Source organism: Microcystis aeruginosa NIES-2549, assembly GCF_000981785.2.
GTDB lineage: Bacteria > Cyanobacteriota > Cyanobacteriia > Cyanobacteriales > Microcystaceae > Microcystis > Microcystis aeruginosa_C.
In genome coordinates this window covers 2,695,772-2,720,435 of the sequence record NZ_CP011304.1, presented here as the reverse complement: position 1 = coordinate 2,720,435, position 24,664 = coordinate 2,695,772, and the positions used below count along the sequence as shown (strand labels likewise).

Here is a 24,664-nt window from a genome sequence, read left to right as displayed (position 1 = left end):
ATCTGTTCTTAAGATTAAGGCTGGTGTTGCTAATTGATCGGAAAAGAGGCCGGCGCAAGCAGATAAAAACCGCAGAGAAGCTTGTGCCGTGGGATCAAAATTATTAAGCGGAGAATAGCCTCTGACCAGAATTCAACATCAAAATCAGTAGGAAACTTGTCATCGCCTAAGTTAAAGTAACCCCTTATCCACGACACAACACAATAGGAAAAATACTTATGAGTTATGGAACCCGTGTTCAAGCTATCTCTCAAGTCACAGACCGTAAACCCCTACCTAGCAAAATTCCTCAACGTTTAGAGGCTCTGTGGGCAACCGATGTCTTTACCCTGAGCAAAATGCAGGCCAGTCTCCCCAAAGACGTATTCAAATCAGTCAAAAACACGATTTTAACCGGGGGAAAATTAGACGTTTCCATCGCCGGCACGGTAGCGGCAGCGATGAAGGATTGGGCTACGTCCAAAGGGGCGCTGTACTATGCTCACGTCTTCTATCCGATGACCAACGCCACCGCCGAAAAACACGATGGTTTTATCTCCGTGCAGAGCGACGGTTCGGTGATCACAGAATTTACGGGCAAAGTCTTAGTACAGGGAGAACCGGACGGGTCTTCCTTTCCTAACGGCGGACTTCGCTCCACCTTTGAAGCTCGGGGTTACACCGCTTGGGATGTCACCAGTCCCGCCTACGTCATGGAGACGGATAATGGTGTCACCCTGTGTATCCCCACGGTTTTCATCTCTTGGACAGGAGAGGCCCTCGACAAAAAAACGCCGCTTTTACGCTCGATTTCATCGATGAGTAAAGCCGCCACCAGGGTGCTGAAGCTCTTAGGACATACGGAAGTCGCCCCCGTTAACTCCAGCTGCGGTGCTGAACAGGAATATTTCCTCGTAGATGCTCATTTTGCCCATAGTCGCCCCGATTTATTGCTCACCGGTCGCACCCTATTTGGTAAACCCGCCGCTAAGGGTCAACAGTTCGACGATCATTATTTTGGCGCGATTCCCGAACGGGTTCAGGTGTTTATGCAGGAAGTGGAGGAAAGAATGTATCGCCTCGGCATTCCGGCCAAAACCCGCCATAACGAAGTCGCTCCCGGACAGTTCGAGATTGCGCCCTTTTTCGAGGCTGCTAACGTGGCCAGTGACCATCAGCAGTTAATTATGACTTTGCTGAAAAGTACGGCTAAAAAACACGGTTTTGTCTGCCTACTGCATGAAAAACCCTTTGCAGGAATTAACGGTTCGGGAAAACACGTTAACTGGTCCGTCGGCAACGCCACCCAGGGCAATCTGTTGGATCCGGGCGATACTCCCCACGCTAATATGCAGTTTTTGTTATTCTGTGGGGCGGTGATTCGTGGTGTTCACAAGTACGGGCCGCTTTTACGCGCAGTGGTGGCTACCGCCAGCAATGATCACCGTTTGGGGGCAAATGAAGCTCCTCCCGCGATTATTTCGGTATATTTGGGCAGCCAGTTAGAAAAGGTATTCGACCAAATTAGCCAAGGCCGAATTGAGGGTTCTGATGCTCCGGGGTTGATGGATCTCGGTGTCGATACCCTGCCGGTATTCCCCAAGGATCCTGGCGATCGCAATCGTACCTCTCCTTTTGCTTTTACGGGCAATCGCTTTGAATTCCGCGCTGTGGGTTCTAATCAGTCAGTTTCCGGGCCGCTGGTGGCGATGAACACGATTCTAGCCGATTCCCTGACTTGGGTGGCGGATAACCTAGAAAGCCGGATGAAAGCCGGGGAAGACCTCAATACTGCCGCCGAGGGTGTTCTCAAGGAGATCATGGACAAACACAGAAATGTGATCTTCGGAGGTAACGGATATTCCCCAGAATGGCACAAAATGGCGGTAGAAGAGCGCGGTTTGGCTAATCTCCGCACCACTGCCGATGCTTTACCCGTGCTGAAAGCTGATTATATCGAAGAACTGTTTGCCCGCATGGGTGTGTTTACCCCCGTTGAACTGGAAAGTCGTTTTGATGTCTATGCGGAACAGTATTTGCTGGCCATCGAGGTGGAGGCGGAACTGGTGGTAAGTATGGCTAAAACGATTATTTATCCCGCTGCCGTTCGCTACTTGTCGGAATTGTCTTTGGCGATCGCTAATGCTGCGGCGATCGGCATCGAGATGGATAAGGAAAGGGCCCAAACCGTCTCGAATTTAATTAAATTACTGATGGATAGCGTTGGCAAACTGAGTGAGGCCATGGCTAAAGACGATTTTGACTCGATCGAGGAACATATGCAGTATTCCGCTCAAACAATCCGTCCCTTGATGGATAAGGTGCGCGAATATGCTGACACGCTGGAAGGAGAAGTGGCCGACAATTTCTGGCCCCTACCTACCTATCAAGAAATGTTGTTTGTTAAATAACAAGACGACAAGGAGGGGGTAAATAGGCTGAAAAAATGATTGGCCACCCCCTTCTTTTTAGCTCTGGTAGTTTTAAGTTATGTTAAGAAAAGTAAATATAAATCTAAAACTACTATGGTACTAACTCCGACAATTGGCGAAAAATCCTATAATCGTCAGGATTGGCAAAAAGGCTATCAATCCCAACCTAACGAGTACGATTACGAGGTAGAGGACATTGAGGGGCAAATTCCCCCCGATTTACAGGGTACAGTCTTTAAAAACGGCCCCGGTTTACTGGATATCGCTGGCACTGCGATCGCTCATCCCTTTGATGGGGATGGTATGATCAGCGCGATTAGCTTCAACCATGGCCGCGTACATTATCGTAATCGTTTTGTGAAAACCGAGGGTTATCTCCAGGAACAGAAAGCGGGAAAACCCCTTTATCGCGGTGTTTTCGGCACGAAAAAACCGGGGGGAATTTTCGGCAATGCTTTTGATTTGCGTCTGAAAAATATTGCTAATACTAATGTTATCTACTGGGGTGATAAATTACTGGCACTTTGGGAAGCGGCCGAACCCCATCGCCTCGATGCTAAAACCCTTGATACTATTGGTTTAGACTATCTCGATGGTATCTTAGAAAAAGGCGATTCTTTTGCCGCTCATCCTCGCATCGATCCCGCTTGTATTTTCGATAATCATCAACCTTGTCTGGTAAATTTTGCCATCAAAACGGGTTTGTCTAGTTCAATTACTCTCTACGAAATTAGTCCCACGGGTAAGTTATTACGTCGTCATACCCACAGTGTACCGGGCTTCTGTTTTATCCACGATTTTGTTATTACTCCCCACTACGCTATCTTTTTCCAAAACCCGGTTGGTTATAATCCTTTTCCCTTTCTTTTTGGGTTAAAAGGTGCGGGAGAATGCGTCATCAATCAACCGGACAAGTTAACTAAGATTATTATTATCTCCCGGGATCCTAACAAAAGAGAAGTGAAAGTTTTAGAAACTCCATCGGGTTTTGTCTTCCACCATAGCAATGCTTTTGAACAAGGGGAGAAAATTTATATTGATTCTATTTGTTATCAATCCTTACCACAACTGGATTCAAATAGCAGTTTTCAATCGGTAAATTTTGATAGTTTAGCACCCGGACATCTGTGGCGATTTACACTAAATTTATCAGAAAATACGGTTACAAGAGAATGTATTCTAGAGCATTGTTGTGAATTTCCCAGCATCAATCCGGCAAAAGTTGGTCGAGATTACCGTTATTTATACATCGCTGCCGCTCATCATGCCACTGGTAATGCTCCTTTGCAAGCAATCTTAAAACTGGACCTATTAACGGGAGAAAAACAATTACATTCTTTTGCTCCCCGGGGATTCGCAGGTGAGCCAATTTTTGTGCCTAAACCCGATGGAATCGCTGAAGATGATGGTTGGTTATTGGTAGTTACTTACGATGCAGCCAATCATCGATCGAATGTGGTAATCTTAGATGCTAAAGATATCACTAATTCCCTAGTGGTTATCCATCTTAAACATCATATTCCCTACGGGTTACACGGTAGTTGGACTGGACAATGTTTTTAAGTTAATTCCCTAGGGGTGGATTGAAAACCCACCCTGACTAAACTTTACTCTTGAGAGCCTTCTTGTAGTAGCCAAAAACCGGCGAAGGATTCCGATTCAGGGTTAGATTGAATGGCTAAAAAATGCAGATTATTGGCTTTTTGTTTAGCTTCTTCAAAGTTTTTGGCTTCGTTTAAAGTCTCGGCATTAGTGACATTGACGAGAATCCAACTATCACTAGCACCCGTTTCTAAACGTAGCAGAGGACGAGAACTGGTTTCTAACTTTAAATAGGCCATTTCTAACCCTGACATCCAACCAGCTAGGGGTAAAGCACGGGGGGAAAAAATAACTAAACCGGGGATTTTTAGATTCTCATCTAATCCCATTCCCAGTATGGGCAAATTTTCTCCGAAGCTAATATCCCAATCTTTTAAATCATTAAAAGAAGACAATTCTAGCGTGACAAAGGCCCATTTATCTGCCTTATCTCCCCGGACAGCATCGGGAAGGGGAACAGCGTTTAAAGGAGGATAATTCACGGAAGCAGTTTTAGTTAAATTTTGATCATAACCAACTTCTTGAGGGTAGAAATTGGCCATTCTTTCTTCTATCCATCTAGTGAGAGCATGAGTGCGACGACTAGGGGAAGCGGGAATACCGATATCCTCGCAAGCTTTGCTAATCATGTTATTCATCTGACGACGGAAAAAGCGAATTTTTTTGGGAGTTACTCCCGCTGCCTTGATAGCTGCAGTAACTGCCTCTCCTAACCATTGGGAATTAACCATCGTATTAGGACAATAACTGGCATATTTAAATATTGTATCGGAGGAGCGATCGATTGTTGCCGGAGTTTCACAGATTAATAATTCCCATCTTTTTTTATTATTTTCATCCAGCACCGGCCGCGAATAAAAATCAAGTTCCCAAATAGTCATATTTTTTTCAGTTATCAGTTATCAGTTATCAGTTATCAGTTATCAGATTTGAGTTTTAAGTGAACAATATTAAGTGGCAAGTTCCGAGATTTCTTTTCACTGATTACTGCTCACTGTTTACTGTTTACTGCTCACTGAAAAATCCCCTATCCCCGACAACAGTACGAACGCGGTAGATAGGACGTTTTTGGGATTCATGGTAAGTTCGCATCAAAATTTCTGCCAAAAGACCAAAACAGAGTAATTGTACCCCAGTTAAAAAGAATAACACGGCCAGGATTAACAAAGGTCGATCGCCGATTTCTTGTCCGAAACCGAGTTTGAGAATAGTCAGATAAGTGCCTAAAATAATCCCCACTACCATCGATAACAGTCCGTAGAGTCCAAAAATGTGCATCGGACGGGTGAGGAACTTTTTCATAAAAAAGACAGTAAATAAGTCCATAATCACGCGAATTGTGCGACCTAAACCATATTTACTCTGTCCGAACCGTCTAGCGTGGTGATTAACGGGAATTTCGGTGATTTTTGCCCCTTCAATAAAAGCTAACGCGGGTAAAAAGCGATGTAATTCCCCGTAGAGATTCATATCGGCCACTAATTCGGCTCGATAGGCTTTCAAAGAACAACCGTAGTCGTGTAATTTGACCCCTGTTACCTTTGCTATTAGCCAATTAGCTATTTTTGAGGGTAACAGCCGTTTTACCCGGTCATCTTGGCGATTTTTGCGCCAGCCACTCACGAGGTCATAACCTTCCTCCAATTTGGCCAATAATAGGGGTATATCATTGGGATCATTCTGTAAATCGCCGTCGAGGGTAACGATGACCTGTCCCGTGGCATAATTAAATCCGGCAGCCATGGCGGGGGTTTGTCCGTAGTTGCGTCGCAATATCACCGCCTTGAGATCATCGCGATTTTTGGCTAAATTAGTTAAAACCTCGGTGGAACCGTCCTTAGAACCGTCGTCAACACAGATAATCTCGTAGTTAATTTGATAAGAACGCAAAATCGTGGCGATACTCTCGACGAGATGGGGTATACTGTCCACTTCGTTATAAATGGGAACCACTACCGATAAAGTCTGGATAGCAGCCTGCGGGTTTGGTTCATTGACACTGATGGACGGTGTAATCGGGTACATAGTTGACTGACGCAGGGGCCTTTTGGGGCGATTGTATCACAATTCAGTTATCAGTTATCAGTTATCAGTCATCAGTTATCAGTTATCAGTTATCAGTTATCAGTCATCAGTTCACTGATTACTGTTTACTGTTTACTGTTCACTGTCCACTGTTCCCTGAAAATACCCCCCACTTCCCACTTCCCCACTTCCCCACTTCCCACACCCTACACCCTACACCCTACACCCCACACCCCACACCCTACACCCCACACCCCACACCCCTTATCCCTGTTCCCCTTTCTCTGTTTGCTTTTTGGCTAAAATTGCCTGACGAAAACCTAGGACGACGAGAATATTGGAGAGGGTGAGGAAAAATTCGGCGCTGCCGTGTAACCAATCGACGTTGGCTAATTCTTGACCATAGTGAATTTTGGCGTAGATACCGGCAGGAATGGTGATAAAAACGAAGATTAACAGCACATAAAAGCCAATTAAGGCTAAAAGTGGCATTTTTCCCGAACGAGTGACCAACCAAAGAAACCCCAGATAGGGAAACAGGGAAATGGCAAATAAACTCTCTTTATTCATTGTTAACGCTAATTTTACTGGAACGCCACAGCCACCAACCGGCAGCACAGAGGGTAAAATTTCCTAAGACAGTCATGGCTGCCTGTAGGGTGACTAACCAGGATAAGGCACTGATATTATCAAAAAAATGCCATGTACAGGCACACATTGCCCCTATTAAAGCGGGTAACATTCCCCAAGATAACATTCGCCACGATCGATCGCTACTGATATCGCCATAGGTCCAGACTAACCAGATTGCCGCTATCCATTCTACGACACTCGATACATGAACTATCCACGTCGGTATTGATAAAGCATTCATTTTTTTTACAGTTATCAGTTATCAGTGGGTAAGTTATCAGTTATCAGATTTGAGTTTTAAGTGAGCAGTATTAAATAGAAGTTTCCTACTCTCTTATCTCGTTCCCCTGTTCTACCTGAAGGATATTTTAAGAGCCTTAAATATTGTGTGTCAAGGCAGCTCCTTGGCACCAGCAAAACTTTCTAGCCATTTAATCACCTGTTGACCTAAACTAACATTGTTTAATCGATCGATCTCGCGAATGCCGGTGGGACTGGTGACATTAACTTCCGTGAGGTAGCCACCAATCACATCTAATCCGACAAAATATAGGCCATCTTCTCGTAATTTTGGGGCTAAAGTGGCACAGATTTCTAATTCTTGATCGCTGATTTCTGTTTTTGCCACCCGTCCACCCACCGCCATATTACCGCGAAATTCCGAACCGGTGGGAATGCGATTAACTGCCCCGATGGGTTCACCATTGAGAACAATAATGCGTTTATCTCCTTCTTGGGCAGCTGGTAAATAATCTTGAATCATTACCGGTTCTTGTCCCCATTTTGTGCTAATTTCAATCATTGAATTGAGATTGCGATCTTCGGGACTAAGAAATAAAATTCCCTCCCCTGCTTTGCCCCCTAAAGGTTTCATAACTGCCGCCCCTTTTTGGTTGACAAATTCCCTAATCGTTGCTTTATCTTGGGAAACAATTGTGGCGGGCATTACCTGAGCAAAGTGAATAGTATATAACTTTTCATTGGCATGGCGTAAACCCCTAGTTGAGTTAATTACTTGGGTTTTTTGTGGGTCGATCAGGTCTAATAAATAGGTGGCATAAAGATAGGCAATTGTCACGGGTGGGTCTTTTCGCATCCAGACAAAATCGAAGTTTTCTAGGCAGGTAAAAACTGTCTCTTGTCTTTGATACCATTGAGATACAGCCACCCAATGATTATCTTTTAACTCCACAGGAACCAGTTCAATTCTGGTTAGTTTTGCCCAAGCTTTTCCCGCAATTGCACTGAGAGCCGTGATGGAAGTTATCCAGATTTCATGACCTAATAGTTGGGCTGCTTCCATGATAGCTACACTGGTATCATGGCCCGGATCTAGATATTCGATCGGATCGATAATAAAGGCTAGTTTCATTAATAGTTTTTATCCTTAATTCTGCAACAGGGGAGCTAAACCACCACTTCTATCTAAAGCATAGATGTCATCGCAGCCCCCGATGTGTTGATCGTTTATAAAAATTTGTGGTACACTTGTACGACCATTGGCTCGATCGGACATTTTGGCTCGCGCTCTTTCATCGCCATCGATACAATATTCGGTAAACTCGACTCCTTTTTTCTTGAGTAATGCCTTGGCGCGGATACAGAAAGGACAGGAACTCCAAGTATAGATCTCAACATTAGCGGCCATAAAATTTATCTCCCTTCTTTACATATCTTAAATTTTAGCCGATAACCGAGCAGTGATCTTCCTTCAGGTCAGAAAACGCCAATTAGGGCGATTCCACTGATATATTCCTTGTATTTCCCATTCTTCACCGTTTTGAAAGCGAATACGGCAACTAACAGGGGGGGAATCATCCTCACTTTCATTTACGGCGTTGTCAGATCAGAATAGGTAAAGATGCAATGCAATCCTTGCTATCAAAGTAATTTCAGTTCCGGTGCTGATTCGGAGCATCTTTCAATTTGACAACGCCCATTGTAGGGCTAATTCATGAATTAGCCCTACACCTATTACCTCACAGGTAAACCCGTCGCAACTATCGGGAGCGTCTGTGGGAATCCATTCCCATGAGAGTCCTAAAAAAGCTGATTTCAAAGGGTGACGATCCACGATAATCTAAGTATTGGGGAAATCATACCGTAAAATCACTCTTCTATGACACCACGCTCGCTCACTGTTTTGCTCCTTTCTGCTCTCTTCTGGCTGTCTAGCTGGCTTATCATCCCTACTGCTCAAGCTTTGACCCCAATTCAACTATTAGATGTATCTTATAAAGACTGTCCCCCCGAATTAGCCGAGGGGAGTGTCACCAGTGGGGGAACCAGTTTTCCTGCTAATTGTTTTTTAATCACCGGCAAGGCTAAAAATAATTCTGGAAAAACCGTCTATGATGCCGATGTTTTTGGTCGGATTTACGATGCTAACGGGGAACCGGCTTTACAAAATCGTAGCCGAGTCGGGGCAATTCCCGAAGTGCCACCGGGGATTAGTGATTTCGAGATCAGAATTTCTGTTTCTACCAATCAACCAACCCCCTTGCGACTGGAAAAATTCAAAGCTTCCGGTTTTACCAGTAGTGTGGATCCGCGTATTTAGAAACTGCTGCTGACCAGACTGCTGGCCCCTGTGGCTACGACACTCTGAACGACGTTGAGCAGCAGGAATGCGAGAATCGGGGACAAGTCCATCCCGCCTAGGGGTGGGATAATCGAGCGAAAGAGGTTTAAATAGGGATCGGTAATCGGACTGAGAAAAGACATAATCTGATAGGCCCAACCGGCATTTTGGAACCAAGTCAGTAAAACCCTAACAATTAGGATTACCGAGTAAATTTGCAGGAAATTGTTGATTATCGTCAAAATAAACCCTATATCGCTCATAAATAAATCTTTCCTCAAGAGGGCGTGATGGTTAGTTTAGCTTTGATCTTACCAAAAAAATGGTCTTTAGTTACTCTCTCCGCCCTGTCTTACTGGTTTTAACCAGCTATCGGCATTCCTCCCGGTTGACGGACACCGGGTAAGAAAACTGGATACAGCATTTATCTGAATGGTGAGATAGGAAGTTTTCCTTTTGGGGAGACTCCGATAGGTTTAGGTGCATTGCTGTCTAAAAAGTGCAATTAAGAGGACAATACAGAGGATTAACAAATTTTGAAGGGGACGGAAGTTATCAGGTTTACGTTCCCTGAATTAATAATGCCAATTTTCTATTTTAAGTCCCTGAAATTCTCGATAATCTGAGATATTATTAGTGACTAAAATAAGTTGATTAACGTAGGCAACTGCTGCAATTTGACCATCAGCAAAAGGCGGTGTTTTGCCCAATTTAACAAGACGTGATCTTTCTTGTGCGTGCCAGATGGCAGCCTTGTGATCATAAGATAATAAAGGTAATATTAATTCAGTTTCTTTGAGATATTCCTCAATATTTTTTCGTTTTGTTGAATCAGGAAGACGATAACAGCCAAATAGAAGCTCATGCAAAACAACTGTCGCTGTAGCGATTTCTTGCTGATGTTCAAGTAGTTTTTCCATAACCTTTGTATTCGGTTGAGGTCGTAAAGGCTCTGATAAGATATTACTATCGAGTAAAAAACGTAAATTCACCAAATTATCTCGCTTCCCGAGGATAAATCGCGCACTCCCTCCAAAAGTTCTTCTGATTCAATACCATTTTGTTCTAGATTATGTTCTTGGCGAAATTTTTGAATAAATTCTCCAAAACCCAACTGTGTTTGACCGATATTGGAATTATTATTAAGTTGCTCAATATTTTTTCCATTCTTAGCTAAATCTCCCTCCGTCTGCTCTAGATAAACTGGATAACCTTGTACACTTTCTTCAGATTGAGTTGCTAAATCGGGGTAACTTTTAAATAAACCTATTAAGGGATCAGATTGATTTTTATCTTGATTATTTTGAGGAGTTTTGGCAAGTATCAAAACTTCAACCACCTCACCCACATTTAATTCAGGGGTGGCAATTTCAATTTTATTACCGGGTAAAACCTGAGTGCTTATATGTAGAGTATCTCGTGTCATTTTTTTAACGAATAAATAACGGAAAGGATTTGACTTCTAGTATAACCCGCCATTAGGAAAACAATAGCGGCCAAATTCCCATCGCTGACTCCGATGACAAGGCTGTAGTAATGTTCTTACCCTAACTAATCAAAAAAATAACTTGATTATCTGGCTAAATTGACAAAAGTTGCTCAAAATATAGCCTTATCAACATACCAGATATTTTCTCTTGGCATGGTTTATTTACAGCATTTATCTTAATGGTGAGATAGGAAGTTTTCCTTTTGGGGAGCCGGTCGTCAATACCAAATTAGGTTATACTTCATCTTTATGAGAAAGGCTGTACTTAGTCCCCAAAAAGGATAGATACACCTAGGTTAATTCCTAGAGGAGTAATTTTGGGGCTGTCAACCAGAATAACTGACACTTGCCTAGGGGATTTTGTTGATTGGGAACCTCTAGACCAATTATTCCCGCTTTTTTGAGCGATAATTTTCCTTGAAACTTGCCCCAAACTAGCATTTCCGTCCAATAGCCTAAATCCGGTTCGTGGCCTACCAGTGCGATCGCGTTTTCCTCTCGCTGATAGTCCGACTTTTGCCACCACTGCACCCAATCTTGAATATTGCCGTTGGGAGATAGGGGATTAAATTGCTCAATTTTACGGCTTAAACCCGCTTTTTGGAGAATTTCGGCGGTTTGCACCGCACGCACCAGGGGAGAGGTCAAAATTAGGTCAAATTTCACCCCCAACTGTCCTAATCTTTGGGCAACTTTAGCAGTTTTTGCCTTACCTTCCTCGGTTAAAGGACGTTCCCTATCGTTGGGATAATCCCCAGATTGCCCTGCTAATCCATGACGCACAAAATAAAGTTTCATATCAGTGTCGGGTCGGTCTTTGCGATGATAATATCTCTAGCTTACTAATAAATTAGCAAGTAAGTGGTTCTAATTAAATAGAAGATAGATTTTGCCTTTGATCTCCCCTGTCCCCCTTAATAAGGGGGTGCTGATCCCCCCTTGATAAGGAAGGAATCTGAGAATTTTTAACACCTGCCTAATTAAAACAGAAATCAATCTCAAAAACTGTTACTGATTAACAATTCAAAAACCTCGGAATATTGACTTGGCTTTTTAGCCAATTTAACCACTCTTCTAAACCTTCTCCTGTTTGAGCAGAAAGAGCGATAATCTTTACATCAGGATTCATAGAACGAACATTTGCCTCTAAACGTTTTAAATCAATCTCTAAATAAGGAGCCAGATCTAATTTGGTAATAATCAGACAATCCGCTTCTTGAAACATAATTGGATATTTGAGGGGTTTATCTTCTCCTTCAGTAATACTTAATAGAGCAACTTTGGCGTGTTCCCCTACCTCAAATTCGGCGGGACAAACTAAATTTCCCACATTTTCCACCAACAATAAATCAAACTCTTTGGGGTTATAATCTTCTTTGAAACGATGAATTCCCCCAGCTACCATTTTGGAATCTAAGTGACAGGAGCGACCCGTATTAATGGCAATCACGGGAACTCCATATTGTCTCAGGCGCTCTGCATCTAGTTCTGTAGTCATATCTCCTTCAATAACAGCCATTTTTAATTGATCTTTTAAGGCTGCGAGGGTTTTTTCCAATAATACAGTTTTACCCGCACCAGGACTACTCATCAGGTTTAAACAGGTAATGCCCCACTCGTCAAAATGTTCCCGGTTGTGATCGGCTCCTGTTTGATTGGCATGAAGTAGATTAATTTCTAGGGCTGCGTCAAAAGTTTGGTGCATTTTAGTTGAGAATGAATAATTGATCATCGAACTTGTAGAAGCGATCGCCCAACTTTGTTTAAGAATCTAAAGAATATTCAATGTGATCAATTTTTAACTCTCGACCTGAACGAATATCCTCCATCGGTGATCGACAAGTTGGGCAGGAATATTGCTGGCCAATTTGGGGTTTATAATCCTTTTGGCAGCAATGACAATAAGCAATTAGGGGAATATTTTTAATCGCTAATTCCACACCAGCAAGAAAAGTATTATCAGTTTGAACTTCAAAGGCAAATTGTAAACTGACCGGTTCGACACAGGTAAATTCACCAACCATGAGATGAATTTTTTCAATTTTGAGCTTTTCAGGTTGGCTATCATACCAATCTCGAACTGTCATAATTAACGCCTTGGTCATATCAGTTTCGTGCATAGGAAATTACTGCCAAGGTTCGTCAACGGCCAGATTGGCTTCAGGATGAATATAATAGGGCTTTTCTTTACGCGGTAATTGACCTGAAATAACCAGATGGGCCATGGCATCACAAATAACACGGGTAGCCATCAAAGAGGTCATATCACTAATATCGTAGGGAGGGGAAACTTCCACCACTTCCATACCACAAATGGGAGCTTTTTGGATAATTTTACCTAATAAAGCTAAGGCTTCACGGGGTAATAAACCGCCAGGTTCTGGCCAACCTGTACCGGGGACAAAACCGGCATCAATGCAATCAATATCGAAACTAATCCAAACGCAATCCGTGCCATCTAAAGCTCGTTCTAAGGCAAATTCGGCGGCCGCATCAATGCCTCGTTCTACAATGTCGGTGACGGTCAAAATATTAGTGGCCCGCTCGCGGCAAACTTTAACACCTTGACGGGGAACTTGCCAACCGCCAATCCCTAATTGGACGAGATTTTTAGCAGGAGCATTTTTCATATTGGTGGCATGAAACCAGGGGCAAGTGTGCATCCGTTCATCTAAATCTGTTTCCTGGGTATCCACATGGCGATCAAAGTGAATAATACCGACTTTTTTATCCCCTAAATGCCGACAAATACCCCGCACTGTCGGAAAACCAATGGAATGATCACCCCCTAAAATAATCGGCAAGGCGCCGGAACTAAAGACATGGGCAACCCCCTTAGAGATTTGATCAAAGGACTTTTCGTTATTAGCAGGAATGGTGAAAATATCCCCCAGATCACAGAGAGTAATTTGTTCCCGCAGATCTACTCCTAATTCAAAATTGTAGGGCGTATAAAGGGCCGAAATCCGCCGAATTCCCTGGGGACCAAAACGAGTTCCGGGTCGGTAAGTTGTCCCCGAATCATGGGGAACACCGACGATTGCCACGTCATAATTGCCCACATTCCGCACATCTTCCAAATAGGGGGCCTTCATAAAGGTGTTAATTCCCGCATAGTGGGGTAACTCACCCCTGGAAAAGGTGGGAATACTGCGATCGCGAATACTATCGGCCGCCTCTAAACCGTAGGTTAACCCCTGGGAAACTTCCTGTTGCCAACCGGTTAGGGGCAAATGGCGTTCTTTTTCTAGGGCCTGTTCAGCTTCGGTTGAATGCGGGGGTTGAAAAGTAGATTCCTCGGACATCATTTTACCTCAAAATACAATAACCCGGGAGTCTTCAAAGACACTGCCTCAAAACAGTTATCCTTAAAGTCTCCCGGGCTTTTATCCCGCCGTGTAGCCAGCTTAGACGGAAAAAATGTTTGATCCGCTCATTTAAGACTAGCTTGCTCCTCTCGGACCTGACATTTAAAGAAGTTTAAATCGGAACCCTAGAAGCAATTTCCTTGACCTTAGACGATCTCAATCCAAAAAACAGTATCATAGACTACATAAAAGGGATTTTTCCCGCTTTAGATAACTTCAATAAAAAGCGACGGATTTGATATTATAGGGACTTTTGGATATATTATCAGAAGACTATTCCAGGTCAACCTTATGGAGAATTATAGGAGTATATTCTGGCAACTCCGGCAAGCAGAATCAAGATAGAGTTTAAATGCTTGGGAAAATAGGGTTCGCAGGCGCACGGATTTTCCATTATGAATATAATATCATGTCAAGGGGCTTTTGTCAAGAGAAAATTTGACAAAATCCAGAAAAACCTAGCCGATTGTAGGGGTAATTCATGAATTACCCCTACACCTATTACCTAGTCCAGTAACCCACCACCAATCATCGACTATGATTGGAATGATTGAATGATGGACTATGATTGAATTAATCGCTGATAACTGATTACTGCTCACTGATAACTGATAACTGATAACTGATTACTGATAAAGCTATGACACTCAAAGAACAACTAATTAAAGAAATCGAGCAGACACCTGACACCCTTTTGACTGAATTACTTGACTTTTTGCTCTTTATCAAAGAAAGACATACTGAAATAGAAATTACAGAAGAAGAGCAAGCTAACATAATCGCTTCTGAATCAGCTTATCAAGCAGGAGACTATCTAACCCTCGAAGAATATGAGGCAACTCAAGCGTGAACTACAGAGTTATTATTAGACCTCTCCAAAAATTTATAAGTCAGTCACAGCAAGGAAGAGAGGCAGATTAGACCAAGAGTCAAAATTAGCTCTCAAAACCGATTAATCAGGGTTTGAAGAGACAAAATCCAATTTTGACGGAAAACTATGGCTAATTATAACGTCAATTACTTCCCCTGATTGCTCCCCTTCTATTACTTCTAAAATTAGCGCACTAATTCTCAACCTTACTAAGCCACAAACGGTCAGTAAAACCGATTTATATCGACTTTTATTTAATCTAAATCTTTCTTGAACTACTTTAAATACTTTGACAACTCGAATTAAATGCTCAACAAAAATTCGCCGAGATGATAAAACTTTATTTTCTTTAATTTGATTCTCGGTTAATTCTCCATTCTTAGGTTTTTTATCAGGAGTTCTGATTTGATTTTCTCCTAGGTAAGCTTTATCTCCAATAAAAGTTTGTTGAGAATCGAATTTGCTTAAAGTTTGCCGACAGATTTTTATGTCGCTCGTCGGACCAGGTTGACCAATAACTACATCAACAATATCTTCAGCTTTTGGCAAGACAATAAATTGACTTTTTAAAGTATGTCTTTTTTGCTTTCCCGAATAATATATTTTTTGTTCTTGATAATCGGTCGGCCTCTCCACGGGCTGTTCTGCGCTATCGACAATCAACTCATAATCCCTTAATTGTTCAATTATTATTTCCTCTTCTTGGCACTTCTTTATTTGTTCTAACAAACTTGGCGGTAACTCTCCTTCAAAAAGTTTTTGCCAATAGGTAAAGATATTATGAGCCGTTGATTCACTCACTTGAAATATTAGTCCTAAGATTTGAAAGCTTAGATGATGTCTTAAATAAACCAACATTAGAACAATTTGTTCCTCTTCTGATAATTTAGGAGGTGTTCCGCTTCCTGGTTGATTAATCCTAATTTTGGTTTTTTCGATTTCTGATTGGTTTTTCCGATGTATAAGTTTTCCAAGTGCCATCAGTTGTTCTAGTTGTTGGTAGTCAATTCCTAATAGTCTTTTAGTTTGTTTCGGATATTTTTGAATGTATTCCCAAGTGTAGTTTTTCATGGCTTTTTTGAGTTACTATTTGTTTTATTATATCCTATATATTGTGATTTAATTAAATTATGGAGAGGTCTATTCCGAAACCAGTTCAAAAACAACTAAACAACTTACCCAAACAACAACGCGAACGCTTAATTACTGCCATTAGACTACTTACCGATACACCTCGTCCTAGCGGAGTCAAGAAACTCAAAGGATATGATGAAACCTACCGAATTAGAATAGGAGATTATCGCATCATTTACAAAATTCAAGATCAAGAAATGCTGATTATCATATTGAGTAGTATTCATCGAAAAGATGCTTATTGAACCTCTCAGTAGGTGGGTGGAGTGAGAACTATAAAACTATGTTCCGGCAACTCGGGCAAGCAGAATCAAGATGAGTTAGAGTTTAAATGCTTGGGAAAATAGGGCTTGTAGGCGCACGGATTTTCCATTATGAATATAATATCATGTCAAGGGGCTTTTGTCAAGAGAAAAATTTTCTGACCCGGAAGGAATTCAACCTAGATAAAAACCGAGGATCAGAGCCACTAAAAAAGTCATTAACAGCCATAAAATTCCGAAATAAAGGACGATTTTAGCACGGAAAGCTGATAGGAGGAGGATAAAAGCTTTAATATCAATGAGGGAAGCGATCAGTAAAAAAGCTAGAGTGGAACCCACGGACAGATTAGTAATTAAAGAACCGGGGACAAAAGTGCTAAGACTGGCATTAACAGCGAGGGTGAAACCAAAGAACAACTGCACGAGAATTTGAGTAACGGGAGTATTCCCCCAGGCAATTAATTGACTCTGAGGTAATAATAGCTGAAAGACACTAGCGATTGCACAGCCTATAATTAATAATCCCCCTAATTCCAGTGCTTCATCGATAAAGTTATCGAGAAATAACTGCACAGAAATCGGCCAAGCTTGCCTATCTCTAGTTTTATACTCATAAACAAGACTGCCGACTCTTTGCAGGGGTTGACTGGCTGCTTCCTCCGGTAAAAAACTCCCGGAAAGAACTAAACTCGATTCCAGGGGAATTTCGCTATCGGTGCGGGGTTTTTCCCGGTAGAAACTAAAGAGAGTGCCGATAAAAATTGCCATTAACCAGACCGAAAGCGATCGATAGAAGAAAATACTAGAATAGGTGAAAGTCTGCCAAGTTAGCCAAAGAGTGACGATATTTAGGGTAGGTGCAGCGGTGAGAAAGCTAAACACCACCCCTGGGGGTACTCCCTCTAATAAAAATCTTCTAGCGACGGGAATCGTGCCGTATTGTCCGACGGGTAAGATTAATCCGATGGCACTGCCAACGATCGCTCCTAACAGTCGATTGCGGGGAAATATCGCCACTAATCGCTGTTTATTGACGAAAACTAGCAAAAAACTGGAAACGGCTGTCCCCAAAAGTAATAAGGGAAGCGAGGTCAAGACTAAACTAAGAAAAAAAGTAACAGCGATAGAAATTTGATTCATGAATAGGGTTCAAGATCGGAAGCTATCCTACAAAATAGCAGATAAGGTAAAAAGTAAGTAGTCGTGCCAAATTAATTTCTTGGTTAGGATAGGCAAAAGGCAAAAGGCAAAAGGCAAAAGGCACTCATGCAAGATGCAACAATAGGTTAGTTTGTTGAAATCAAAAATTAAAAAGAACGTAAAGCGATTAATTGTGCCTCAGCTTTATGAAGGGATTCTAACCATTCTTTTTCGGGATCGCTATCGGCAACTATTCCCGCTCCCACCTGTCCCCAAACGGTGTTTAAATTCCCTTGAGTAGTCATTAATAGGGTACGGATGAGAATATTTAAATCTAAATGACCCCGTAGGTCAATATAGCCACAGGAACCATAGAATAAATTGCGTCGCACTGGTTCCAATTCTTCGATAATTTCTAGACAGCGAACTTTCGGACAACCGGTAATTGTTCCCCCAGGGAAAAGAGCCTTAATTAAATCAATAGCATGATACTTTTTATCTAATTTTCCTTGAACATTACTGACCAAGTGCATAACGTGACTATAACGCTCGATCGTCAGTAATTCATCAACATAAACCGATCCCCATTCACAAACTCTACCTAGATCATTACGTTCTAGATCCACTAGCATAATATGCTCGGCCCGCTCTTTTTTATTAGTTAATAGTTCCTCGGCCAATTGTCGATCGAGTGCCTCGGTTTTACCCCGGGGACGGGTTCCAGCGATTGGTCTAGTGCTGGCTATTCCTCTTTCTAATTTTACCAATCTTTCGGGAGAACAACTAATCATTTCGCCCCAAGGTGTGCGCCAATAACTGGCAAAAGGAGAAGGGTTTATCTGTTGTAAACTGCGGTAAATTTGCCATCCTTTTGCCTTAGTTGTGCTTTGAAATCTTAGGGATAAATTTGCTTGAAAAATATCGCCTTTTCTGATATAATCTAAGGCTTTTTTAACAGCTTTTTCGTAGTCGAGTTGAGAAGTATAAAAGATTAAGGGAGAGGGATGAGGATCGATGAACTCAAAATCGGGGTTAGTGGTTAAAGATTGTTCGTATTTATCTAAATCTTCGGGTTTAGTGGCAGCTAACCAGAGAATTTGTGCTTGGTGATCGAGAAGGGCAAAACTATCTGGTTCATACCAATAAGCGACGGGAAAAGGGAGAGTATCAGCTTTCCTGTCGGGTAATTTTTCTATTTCCCAAGCTAAATCGTAGCCTAACCACCCCAACCAACCGCCATGGAAGGGAAGATGATCGGGAAGCACATCCGATCGAGTTTGGGGGAGTAAACTGCTTAAAAAGGGCAAAATTTCGCCCAGTGCGGGGGTCCAAAGCTGACGCGGGGAACCAGCACAAAGAGAGTAACGGGAGAGGGAATTACCCGGATAGGGACTTTCTAGTAAGGTAGCGATCGCATCTTGGGCGAATAAGCAGGCAAAAACCTCGGAACCGGTGCGCTGATGCAGGGGTAGCGATCGCCAATGCCATGCTAAAGGTTTTTGCATCTAATTGCGGGCCAAAATAGCTGGTAAATTGGGTATAACTAGGGTTTTGGTGTTAGTTGTGGGGAAGTTGCTCTTTCCTATCTGCTAACACCGATGATCTTAGTCCTAAATATTTGCTGCCTCCCAATTATCCCCGATAATCGAGGTCAATTTCTTTAGAACCGCCGCGCTGTAATTGGCCTAATAATTCCCCTAACTGACTCCAAACCAAACCACCGATAAAGATAGTCATCGGGAGAGAGATAGCGTAGGCAACCCAACCATTGAGAATAAATATATCTAATCCCGAGGCAAGGAAAAGACAGATTCCTACACAAATACCAATAAAAGGAATTTGTAAGGAACTGGATTTTAAAAGATTTTGATCGTCTGAACCCTTGTTTTTATACCAATTGTTAACCACTTGCTTGAGACTAGCTTCAAAAGCGGCCCCGCAGGTAATACCGATAAACAAACCGGCAACAACCAGAAAATAGGGCGGTTGGGGCAGAAAATAATAATCCATAGAAAAAGTGATTAACCGATGTTGACCTTAAACACTTTAACGCGAACTGGTTTCTCCCGGAAGGACAGCGGCCACACCTTGGGCCGATAATTCCCGAAAAGCGCTCATGGCCACATCCAAGAGTCGTCGCGGTTGCAATTCTCCTTGAATTAAACCCCAGAGACGTTGCACTTCGGCCGTGTGGAGACGGTCATCTTCCGTCAAAGCTAATAGCAATTGACGACGCAGATAACGACCTTCTTCCGAGAGAAGAAAAGTGATGCCTAATTGCGCTGTGGGCAGTAAATCGAAGTTACTTTCCGATCGAGCCATTGTAATCATGTTTTCTAGGCGTTGCCACTGAAATTTACCGTCTTTGAACAGTACATCCAATAAACGTCGGCGCAGTTGGGGCGATTCCCCGGTCAGGAGACGTTTAGCGACGTAGGGATAGGCCACTTGGACGATTTTGAAGTTAGGATCGAGGGTGAGGGCTGCCCCTTCTTGGGTGACGAGGGAACGAATAATCAGGGCGAATTTGGCGGGAATCCGGAAGGGATACTCGTACATCAATTCGGAGAAATCATCGGTAATGGTGCGGAAATTGAAGTCACCGACTCTTTGACCGATGGCATTGCCTAAAACTCGTTCTAGAGCCGGAATAATTGGTTTTATATCGGTTTCTGGGGTTAAAAATCCCAGTTTGACAAAGTTGCTGGCTAGGTTTTCGTAGTCTTTGTTAATTAAATCGACGACGCAACTAGCGAGGGTTTCTTTAGTTTCCTCCTCTAACTGATCCATCATGCCAAAATCGATATAGGCCATGCGACCATCAAAGGTGGCGAAAAGATTACCCGGATGGGGATCAGCGTGGAAAAAGCCGTGTTCAAGGAGTTGCTGTAATCCAGAGGTTACGCCGATTTTAACGATATTATTGGGGTCTAATCCTAAAGCTTTGATGTTCTCGGTATCGGTGAGTTTATAGCCATCAATCCATTCTAGGGTGAGGACGCGGCGACCACTATAACGCCAGTAGATACTGGGAACTTTAACTTCGGGGTTATTTTGGAAGTTGGTGGCGAATTTTTCAGCGTTGCGACCTTCGTTTTGATAGTCGATTTCCTCAAAGAGTTTGGTTCCGAATTCATCGACAATCAGGGTGAGGTCGTGGCCGAGATTGAGGGGTAATAAACGACCGAACTTTTGGGCAGCCCAGCGCATTAGGTATAAATCAAGGCTTAAAAGCGGCCGCAGCCCGGGCCGTTGCACTTTAACGGCTACTTCTTCACCGGTGGGGAGTATCGCTTTGTAAACCTGTCCTAAACTAGCGGCAGCCACAGGGGTGGGGGATATTTCTCGATAGGCTTTTTCTACAGGCATCCCCAATTCTGTCTCGATAATGGCAAAAGCGATGTCGTTATCGAAGGGGGGAAGTTGGTCTTGCAGTTTAACTAATTCGTCTAAAAAGTCTTTGCGAACGAGGTCGGGACGGGTAGAGAGAGCTTGACCGACTTTGATGAAGGTGGGACCTAAACGGGTGAGAATTTGCCTAAGTTCGCTGGCACGCCTGTATTTATTGGCTTCTTCTTGCTTTGTCCATTTGTCCCAGAGGAGACTGAGCAGAAATAATCCTAAAGACCAAATAATCACGAAAGCGCGGCCGAACAATTGCCAAGATTTGTAACGGTATTGTTGAGCGATCGCTGCTGCACTGTAAGGAGTGAACTGTGTTTCTTCTCGTTTCCGGTCAGTTTGACTGTCTTGATGCCGACTCACTAGCTAATCTCTATATATCTTACGCCACTTGATATTGTATCTAAGTTCCTGACATCAGTATACAAAACTACACATTATTTAATAATTGTTATAATTCCTTGAGAAATCATAAGTATTTATGGCTTGACTGCCGGGGAAATTCTCGGCTAGTGGATGTCCTCAAGTACCTGATGGATATTTTCAACAAGCTGTTCTATAAAGGTAACGGCATCATTAACGAGATTTTCATCGATATTCCAGCGACTGCCAATGCCGTAACTCGGGTCTATATCAGCTTCGTGGGCGATTTTGTTCCTTCGATCAACAATTATGCTAAGTTGGCTTTTAATATCTTTGGCTGGTTTATTTAGTTTGCTGGCCACTTCTTCCCACAATTTCTTGGCTGAAATTAATCTAATGGCCTCCGCTATCTTGTCCGGTTGTTGAAAGCTTTTATATCTGAGGTTTTCTCTAATTTCAGTCTCTAGCCAATAATTACTATTAAGTTTGTTGGTGAGGAGATTTTCAATCATTGGTAGTACCTCGGAAATTGAGCGAGATTCTTGATCAAAAAAAGAACCGTAGTTTTGTTGAATTTCGTTCTCTAACCAAGAGCCAATACTAATAGCTATCAATCGTTCTTGTCCTGCGCCATTCAAGGAGACTTGAAAACGAGAAAAGGCAGATTGAGAACTGTTAGGAGTGGGAGAAGGTTCTGAACGTTGGCCTCGATAAATTTCTAGCATTCCTAGAGTAACCACTTCGTGAATATAATAATCTAAAGCGCTCACAGTCAGGACTAAAGCGGCTCTGAGGATATCCGATACATCTAGGGCGGAAGTAGTCTGAGATTTGAGGGAATTGTGGATAGCGATCAAGTCACGAACGCGGGTAATACTAAGGCGAAATTGTTCAATGGCTAACTGCATAAATCTTCGGAGGTAAGACCGATAACTTTGTCTGCTAAGTCAGAAAAAATACTTTTAAAGTCCTCTTGTTTTTCTTGGGCTTTACCTAACACTTTACCCTGCCACTTAGCTGATTTCAATTGTTCAGCAGTTAGCGCAAAAACAGGCATTTGATGCTCTTGAGATAAGGCAATAAGACTATTAAAATTAGGAATTTTTACTAGAGTACAGCAGTCTGGTACACCATTCTGATCGTAGATAAATTTCGGTAGCATCATGCCATTTTTTTCTAGGGCTGGAATCATTTTATTGCCGATATTTTCCTCGATTGTGTTAATCCAGTTTTCAAAGGCTTTTGTTTCTTTACCACGAATAATTCGATAGTTCTGAACAATAGTTCCCAAAAAATGTAGGTCAACTTCGGGAAAGGGATAGTTGGCTGTTTTGAGAATTGGTAAAGCACTAGCTGCCTTAGCCCATTGGTGCCACTTAGGCAAGATTTTAGCTAAAGAATCGATAGCCATAACCGAGAAAAAATCCGGCGTGGTTGGCACAATAAAAAAGTTACTGGTCATCAGTATATTTTGATTTATTGACCCCAAACTGGGACTCATATCGATTAAAATATAGTCAGCTTCAAATCTTTCGGCAGTTTTGTCTAATAAATATGTAATCGCACCGGGGAGATTTTTTAAAGCCTGAATTGACCCACTAAGTTCTTGAGCAATAGCTAGGGTAACTTCATATTCAGCTAACCCCACATGACCGGGCAATAGAAATAAACGATCACGACCATCAATAGGAATACAGTCCACAGCTTCAATTAATCTCGGTTGAGACTCAAAAGCAGGTGCTAAAGCTGTTTTAATATTAGAGTAAGTATTGTAGATTGCTTGTAGTCTTTCCTCCCTATCTTCACTTTCTTTAGCCAAAGCCATACCAGTTAAGTTACATTGGGGATCGGTATCGACAATAATTACTCTTTTGCCCTTCTCAGCAAGCATCCAACCAAGGTTAAAAGTGGTTGTAGTTTTGCTGACTCCACCTTTATGATTAAAAAAAGCTATTTTTTGCACCATGGCATTAATTATATTTGAAGATTGTTGCCCTTGGTCATTATTATAACATCAGTGGGGGTTAAGTAGATTTTGCCATGATTTCTAGGGAAGAATAGGGCTAACCTTCGGATTCCTCGTGTTAATGCCTAGCAATTAAGGAAAAATTGCGCCATAGTTTCCACCCTAACACCCCCAATCGGATATTTAAGCAATTTCATCGGGATTAATGCCCAATTCTCGCAGCTTTTGGGCTAATTTTTCCGCCCGTTGTTGTTCTCTTTCTTTGGCTAATCTTTCCTGTTCTTTGGCTAATCTTTCCCGTTCTTTCGCTAATCTTTCCTGTTGGGCCGACTCTTGAGGGGTGGGAACCAATTCACCCGATTCGGTGAAATAGCGCAATTTATTGGCAAAAATCCCTAAATATAATCCTAGTTGCTTACTCCATAAATAACCGTTTTCATTAGGGGTAATCGGTTGGTATTGTCCCTCGATTAAAGTGAATCCTTGCCATTCTAAAGTATTGGGATCAAACCCAAAATACTCAGGAGTCCGGAAAATATGCTGATATAGTTCCTTTTTGGCTTTTCTGTCCACATTAGCGGTGGAATCGGAGAGAATTTCGATGATTACATTGGGATATTTACCCCCTTCTCCCCAGACGACCCAACTTTTTCTGGGACGTTTCTCTGTATCTAAAACCACGAAAAAATCTGGTCCACAAAAATCTCGCTGTTTCAGTTGTCTTTCGTTATAATAAATAGTCAAATTGCCCGAGGTATAGTAATCGTTTCTATCTTGCCAGAGCCAATCAAGACAAGATAATAATAAAATAATTTGTTGTAAATGCAGATCACTTTCCACGGGTGGTTCATCACTCCATAAATCGGTGGGAGGACAGACAATATCAGTAGCAATATCTAGGGTTGTCATCGTTTATAAACCCATTGAGTCAATTTGGGGTGATTCTAGCAACAAGCCACAATCAATACAATTATATTATAAGTCCGATCGTTTTGCTTGGGGTACATCTCATTTTTGTAAATCTACTAAGTTGCGATTTTTAAGGGGAAACTTTCTCCTAAAATCGGGCGTTACTTTCGGTTTTATCACTAAATCCAAGCTTTTGGAGGGTTCTACCCCCCAACGGGGTAGGGTTGATTCATAGTAGGGTTGATTCATGAATCAACCCTACCGCGCATTAGTTTTTCGGTGAGATGCTTACACGCGATTGTTCATATTTTTGTACCAATTTAATAGTCACTGATAATTGCTAATTGTCGGTATTTCTGCAAATGTGGGATGCAGCCCTTAATCTTCCGCTCGGTCCTAGGGAGATTTTTGTCAAGTCTGAACTCGAATTACTTAACAATTAGGTGAAGGTAAATCAACGAGAGCCGTTAATCTTTATTAAGGGGGATTTGCCCTCAATTCCCTTAG

At 42.3% G+C, this 24,664-nt stretch carries 25 protein-coding genes, 1 pseudogene and 1 riboswitch; of the genes and pseudogenes, 5 read left to right on the top strand and 21 right to left on the bottom strand.

Annotated features, from left to right (window positions below; translation table 11 throughout):
- Positions 1–218: 218 nt before the first annotated feature.
- Together myaer_RS13380 and myaer_RS13375 are read left to right on the top strand one after the other, a co-directional pair.
- Entirely contained in the window at positions 219–2,390 is a 2,172-nt protein-coding gene (locus myaer_RS13380; RefSeq protein WP_046662456.1) for a glutamine synthetase III, read from the top strand.
- Positions 2,391–2,504: 114 nt separating this feature from the next.
- Positions 2,505–3,974, top strand: a complete 1,470-nt coding sequence (locus tag myaer_RS13375) for a carotenoid oxygenase family protein (protein ID WP_046663770.1) — start codon at positions 2,505–2,507, stop codon at positions 3,972–3,974.
- 44 nt (positions 3,975–4,018) lie between these two features.
- Here myaer_RS13375 and myaer_RS13370 read toward each other — a convergent pair whose 3' ends face one another.
- From myaer_RS13370 to grxC, 6 genes are all read right to left on the bottom strand, one after another.
- Positions 4,019–4,894, bottom strand: coding sequence for a Tab2/Atab2 family RNA-binding protein (locus myaer_RS13370; RefSeq protein WP_046662455.1), 876 nt, complete (start codon positions 4,892–4,894; stop codon positions 4,019–4,021).
- Between the two features lie 124 nt (positions 4,895–5,018).
- Entirely contained in the window at positions 5,019–6,038 is a 1,020-nt protein-coding gene (locus tag myaer_RS13365; RefSeq protein ID WP_046662454.1) for a glycosyltransferase, read from the bottom strand.
- Positions 6,039–6,302: 264 nt separating this feature from the next.
- A complete protein-coding gene (locus tag myaer_RS13355; RefSeq protein ID WP_046662453.1) occupies positions 6,303–6,608 on the bottom strand; it encodes a DUF3593 domain-containing protein in 306 nt (101 codons plus the stop codon).
- Entirely contained in the window at positions 6,601–6,912 is a 312-nt protein-coding gene (locus tag myaer_RS13350; protein ID WP_002734463.1) for a DUF2499 domain-containing protein, read from the bottom strand. The genes myaer_RS13355 and myaer_RS13350 overlap by 8 nt, the downstream gene beginning before the upstream one ends.
- Before the next feature lie 150 nt (positions 6,913–7,062).
- The gene (gshB, locus tag myaer_RS13345; protein WP_046662452.1) at positions 7,063–8,043 is read right to left on the bottom strand and encodes a glutathione synthase; all 981 of its coding nucleotides are present in this window, start codon (positions 8,041–8,043) and stop codon (positions 7,063–7,065) included.
- Between the two features lie 15 nt (positions 8,044–8,058).
- Positions 8,059–8,319, bottom strand: coding sequence for a glutaredoxin 3 (gene grxC / locus myaer_RS13340; RefSeq protein ID WP_002803525.1), 261 nt, complete (start codon positions 8,317–8,319; stop codon positions 8,059–8,061).
- 471 nt (positions 8,320–8,790) lie between these two features.
- Here grxC and myaer_RS13335 point away from each other — a divergent pair, with 471 nt between their 5' ends.
- Entirely contained in the window at positions 8,791–9,231 is a 441-nt protein-coding gene (locus tag myaer_RS13335; RefSeq protein WP_046662451.1) for a hypothetical protein, read from the top strand.
- On the opposite strand, the gene myaer_RS13330 is transcribed toward myaer_RS13335, so the two are convergent.
- The 7 genes from myaer_RS13330 to myaer_RS13300 form a co-directional block, all read right to left on the bottom strand.
- Positions 9,228–9,515, bottom strand: coding sequence for a YggT family protein (locus myaer_RS13330; RefSeq protein WP_002763635.1), 288 nt, complete (start codon positions 9,513–9,515; stop codon positions 9,228–9,230). The genes myaer_RS13335 and myaer_RS13330 overlap by 4 nt on opposite strands.
- 312 nt (positions 9,516–9,827) lie before the next feature.
- Positions 9,828–10,244, bottom strand: coding sequence for a type II toxin-antitoxin system VapC family toxin (locus myaer_RS13325; protein ID WP_046662450.1), 417 nt, complete (start codon positions 10,242–10,244; stop codon positions 9,828–9,830).
- Positions 10,241–10,678, bottom strand: coding sequence for a hypothetical protein (locus tag myaer_RS13320; protein ID WP_046662449.1), 438 nt, complete (start codon positions 10,676–10,678; stop codon positions 10,241–10,243). The genes myaer_RS13325 and myaer_RS13320 overlap by 4 nt, the downstream gene beginning before the upstream one ends.
- 366 nt (positions 10,679–11,044) lie before the next feature.
- Positions 11,045–11,539: a phosphohistidine phosphatase SixA gene (gene sixA / locus myaer_RS13315; protein ID WP_046662448.1), complete on the bottom strand. Its 495-nt coding sequence runs from the start codon at positions 11,537–11,539 to the stop codon at positions 11,045–11,047.
- A 217-nt stretch (positions 11,540–11,756) separates the two neighbouring features.
- A complete protein-coding gene (gene hypB / locus myaer_RS13310) occupies positions 11,757–12,446 on the bottom strand; it encodes a hydrogenase nickel incorporation protein HypB (RefSeq protein ID WP_012265166.1) in 690 nt (229 codons plus the stop codon).
- Between the two features lie 58 nt (positions 12,447–12,504).
- The gene (hypA, locus tag myaer_RS13305) at positions 12,505–12,861 is read right to left on the bottom strand and encodes a hydrogenase maturation nickel metallochaperone HypA (RefSeq protein ID WP_046662447.1); all 357 of its coding nucleotides are present in this window, start codon (positions 12,859–12,861) and stop codon (positions 12,505–12,507) included.
- A 6-nt stretch (positions 12,862–12,867) separates the two neighbouring features.
- Positions 12,868–14,046, bottom strand: coding sequence for an agmatinase family protein (locus myaer_RS13300; RefSeq protein WP_046662446.1), 1,179 nt, complete (start codon positions 14,044–14,046; stop codon positions 12,868–12,870).
- A 68-nt stretch (positions 14,047–14,114) separates the two neighbouring features.
- Positions 14,115–14,249, bottom strand: a riboswitch (guanidine-I (ykkC/yxkD leader).
- Between the two features lie 500 nt (positions 14,250–14,749).
- Between myaer_RS13300 and myaer_RS13295 the strand changes: the two genes are divergently transcribed.
- Positions 14,750–14,959, top strand: coding sequence for a hypothetical protein (locus myaer_RS13295; protein WP_046662445.1), 210 nt, complete (start codon positions 14,750–14,752; stop codon positions 14,957–14,959).
- Positions 14,960–15,061: 102 nt separating this feature from the next.
- Here the strand turns inward: myaer_RS13295 and myaer_RS13290 are convergent, their stop codons facing one another.
- Complete coding sequence (locus myaer_RS13290) at positions 15,062–16,051, bottom strand: transposase family protein (protein WP_046660511.1); 990 nt, start codon at positions 16,049–16,051, stop codon at positions 15,062–15,064.
- A gap of 59 nt (positions 16,052–16,110) precedes the next feature.
- Here myaer_RS13290 and myaer_RS13285 point away from each other — a divergent pair, with 59 nt between their 5' ends.
- Positions 16,111–16,359, top strand: coding sequence for a type II toxin-antitoxin system RelE family toxin (locus myaer_RS13285; RefSeq protein ID WP_046662444.1), 249 nt, complete (start codon positions 16,111–16,113; stop codon positions 16,357–16,359).
- A 192-nt stretch (positions 16,360–16,551) separates the two neighbouring features.
- Here myaer_RS13285 and myaer_RS13280 read toward each other — a convergent pair whose 3' ends face one another.
- The 7 genes and pseudogenes from myaer_RS13280 to myaer_RS13250 all read right to left on the bottom strand — a co-directional run bounded on the left by myaer_RS13280 (position 16,552) and on the right by myaer_RS13250 (position 24,157).
- Positions 16,552–17,517 (bottom strand): permease, encoded by a 966-nt coding sequence (locus myaer_RS13280; protein ID WP_046662443.1) that lies wholly within the window; start codon positions 17,515–17,517, stop codon positions 16,552–16,554.
- 167 nt (positions 17,518–17,684) lie between these two features.
- A complete protein-coding gene (locus myaer_RS13275; protein ID WP_046662442.1) occupies positions 17,685–19,022 on the bottom strand; it encodes an anthranilate synthase component I in 1,338 nt (445 codons plus the stop codon).
- A gap of 127 nt (positions 19,023–19,149) precedes the next feature.
- Positions 19,150–19,527 (bottom strand): hypothetical protein, encoded by a 378-nt coding sequence (locus myaer_RS13270; RefSeq protein WP_002801269.1) that lies wholly within the window; start codon positions 19,525–19,527, stop codon positions 19,150–19,152.
- Between the two features lie 36 nt (positions 19,528–19,563).
- Positions 19,564–21,282 carry an ABC1 kinase family protein gene (locus tag myaer_RS13265; RefSeq protein ID WP_046662441.1) on the bottom strand — a complete coding sequence of 573 codons (1,719 nt, stop codon included), beginning with the start codon at positions 21,280–21,282 and terminating at the stop codon, positions 19,564–19,566.
- Positions 21,283–21,428: 146 nt separating this feature from the next.
- A complete protein-coding gene (locus tag myaer_RS13260) occupies positions 21,429–22,190 on the bottom strand; it encodes a HEPN domain-containing protein (protein WP_046662440.1) in 762 nt (253 codons plus the stop codon).
- A pseudogene (locus myaer_RS13255) lies at positions 22,174–23,248 on the bottom strand (ParA family protein). Before myaer_RS13255 ends, myaer_RS13260 begins: the two are co-directional and overlap by 17 nt.
- A 183-nt stretch (positions 23,249–23,431) precedes the next feature.
- Positions 23,432–24,157 (bottom strand): Uma2 family endonuclease, encoded by a 726-nt coding sequence (locus myaer_RS13250; protein WP_046662438.1) that lies wholly within the window; start codon positions 24,155–24,157, stop codon positions 23,432–23,434.
- Positions 24,158–24,664: the final 507 nt, after the last annotated feature.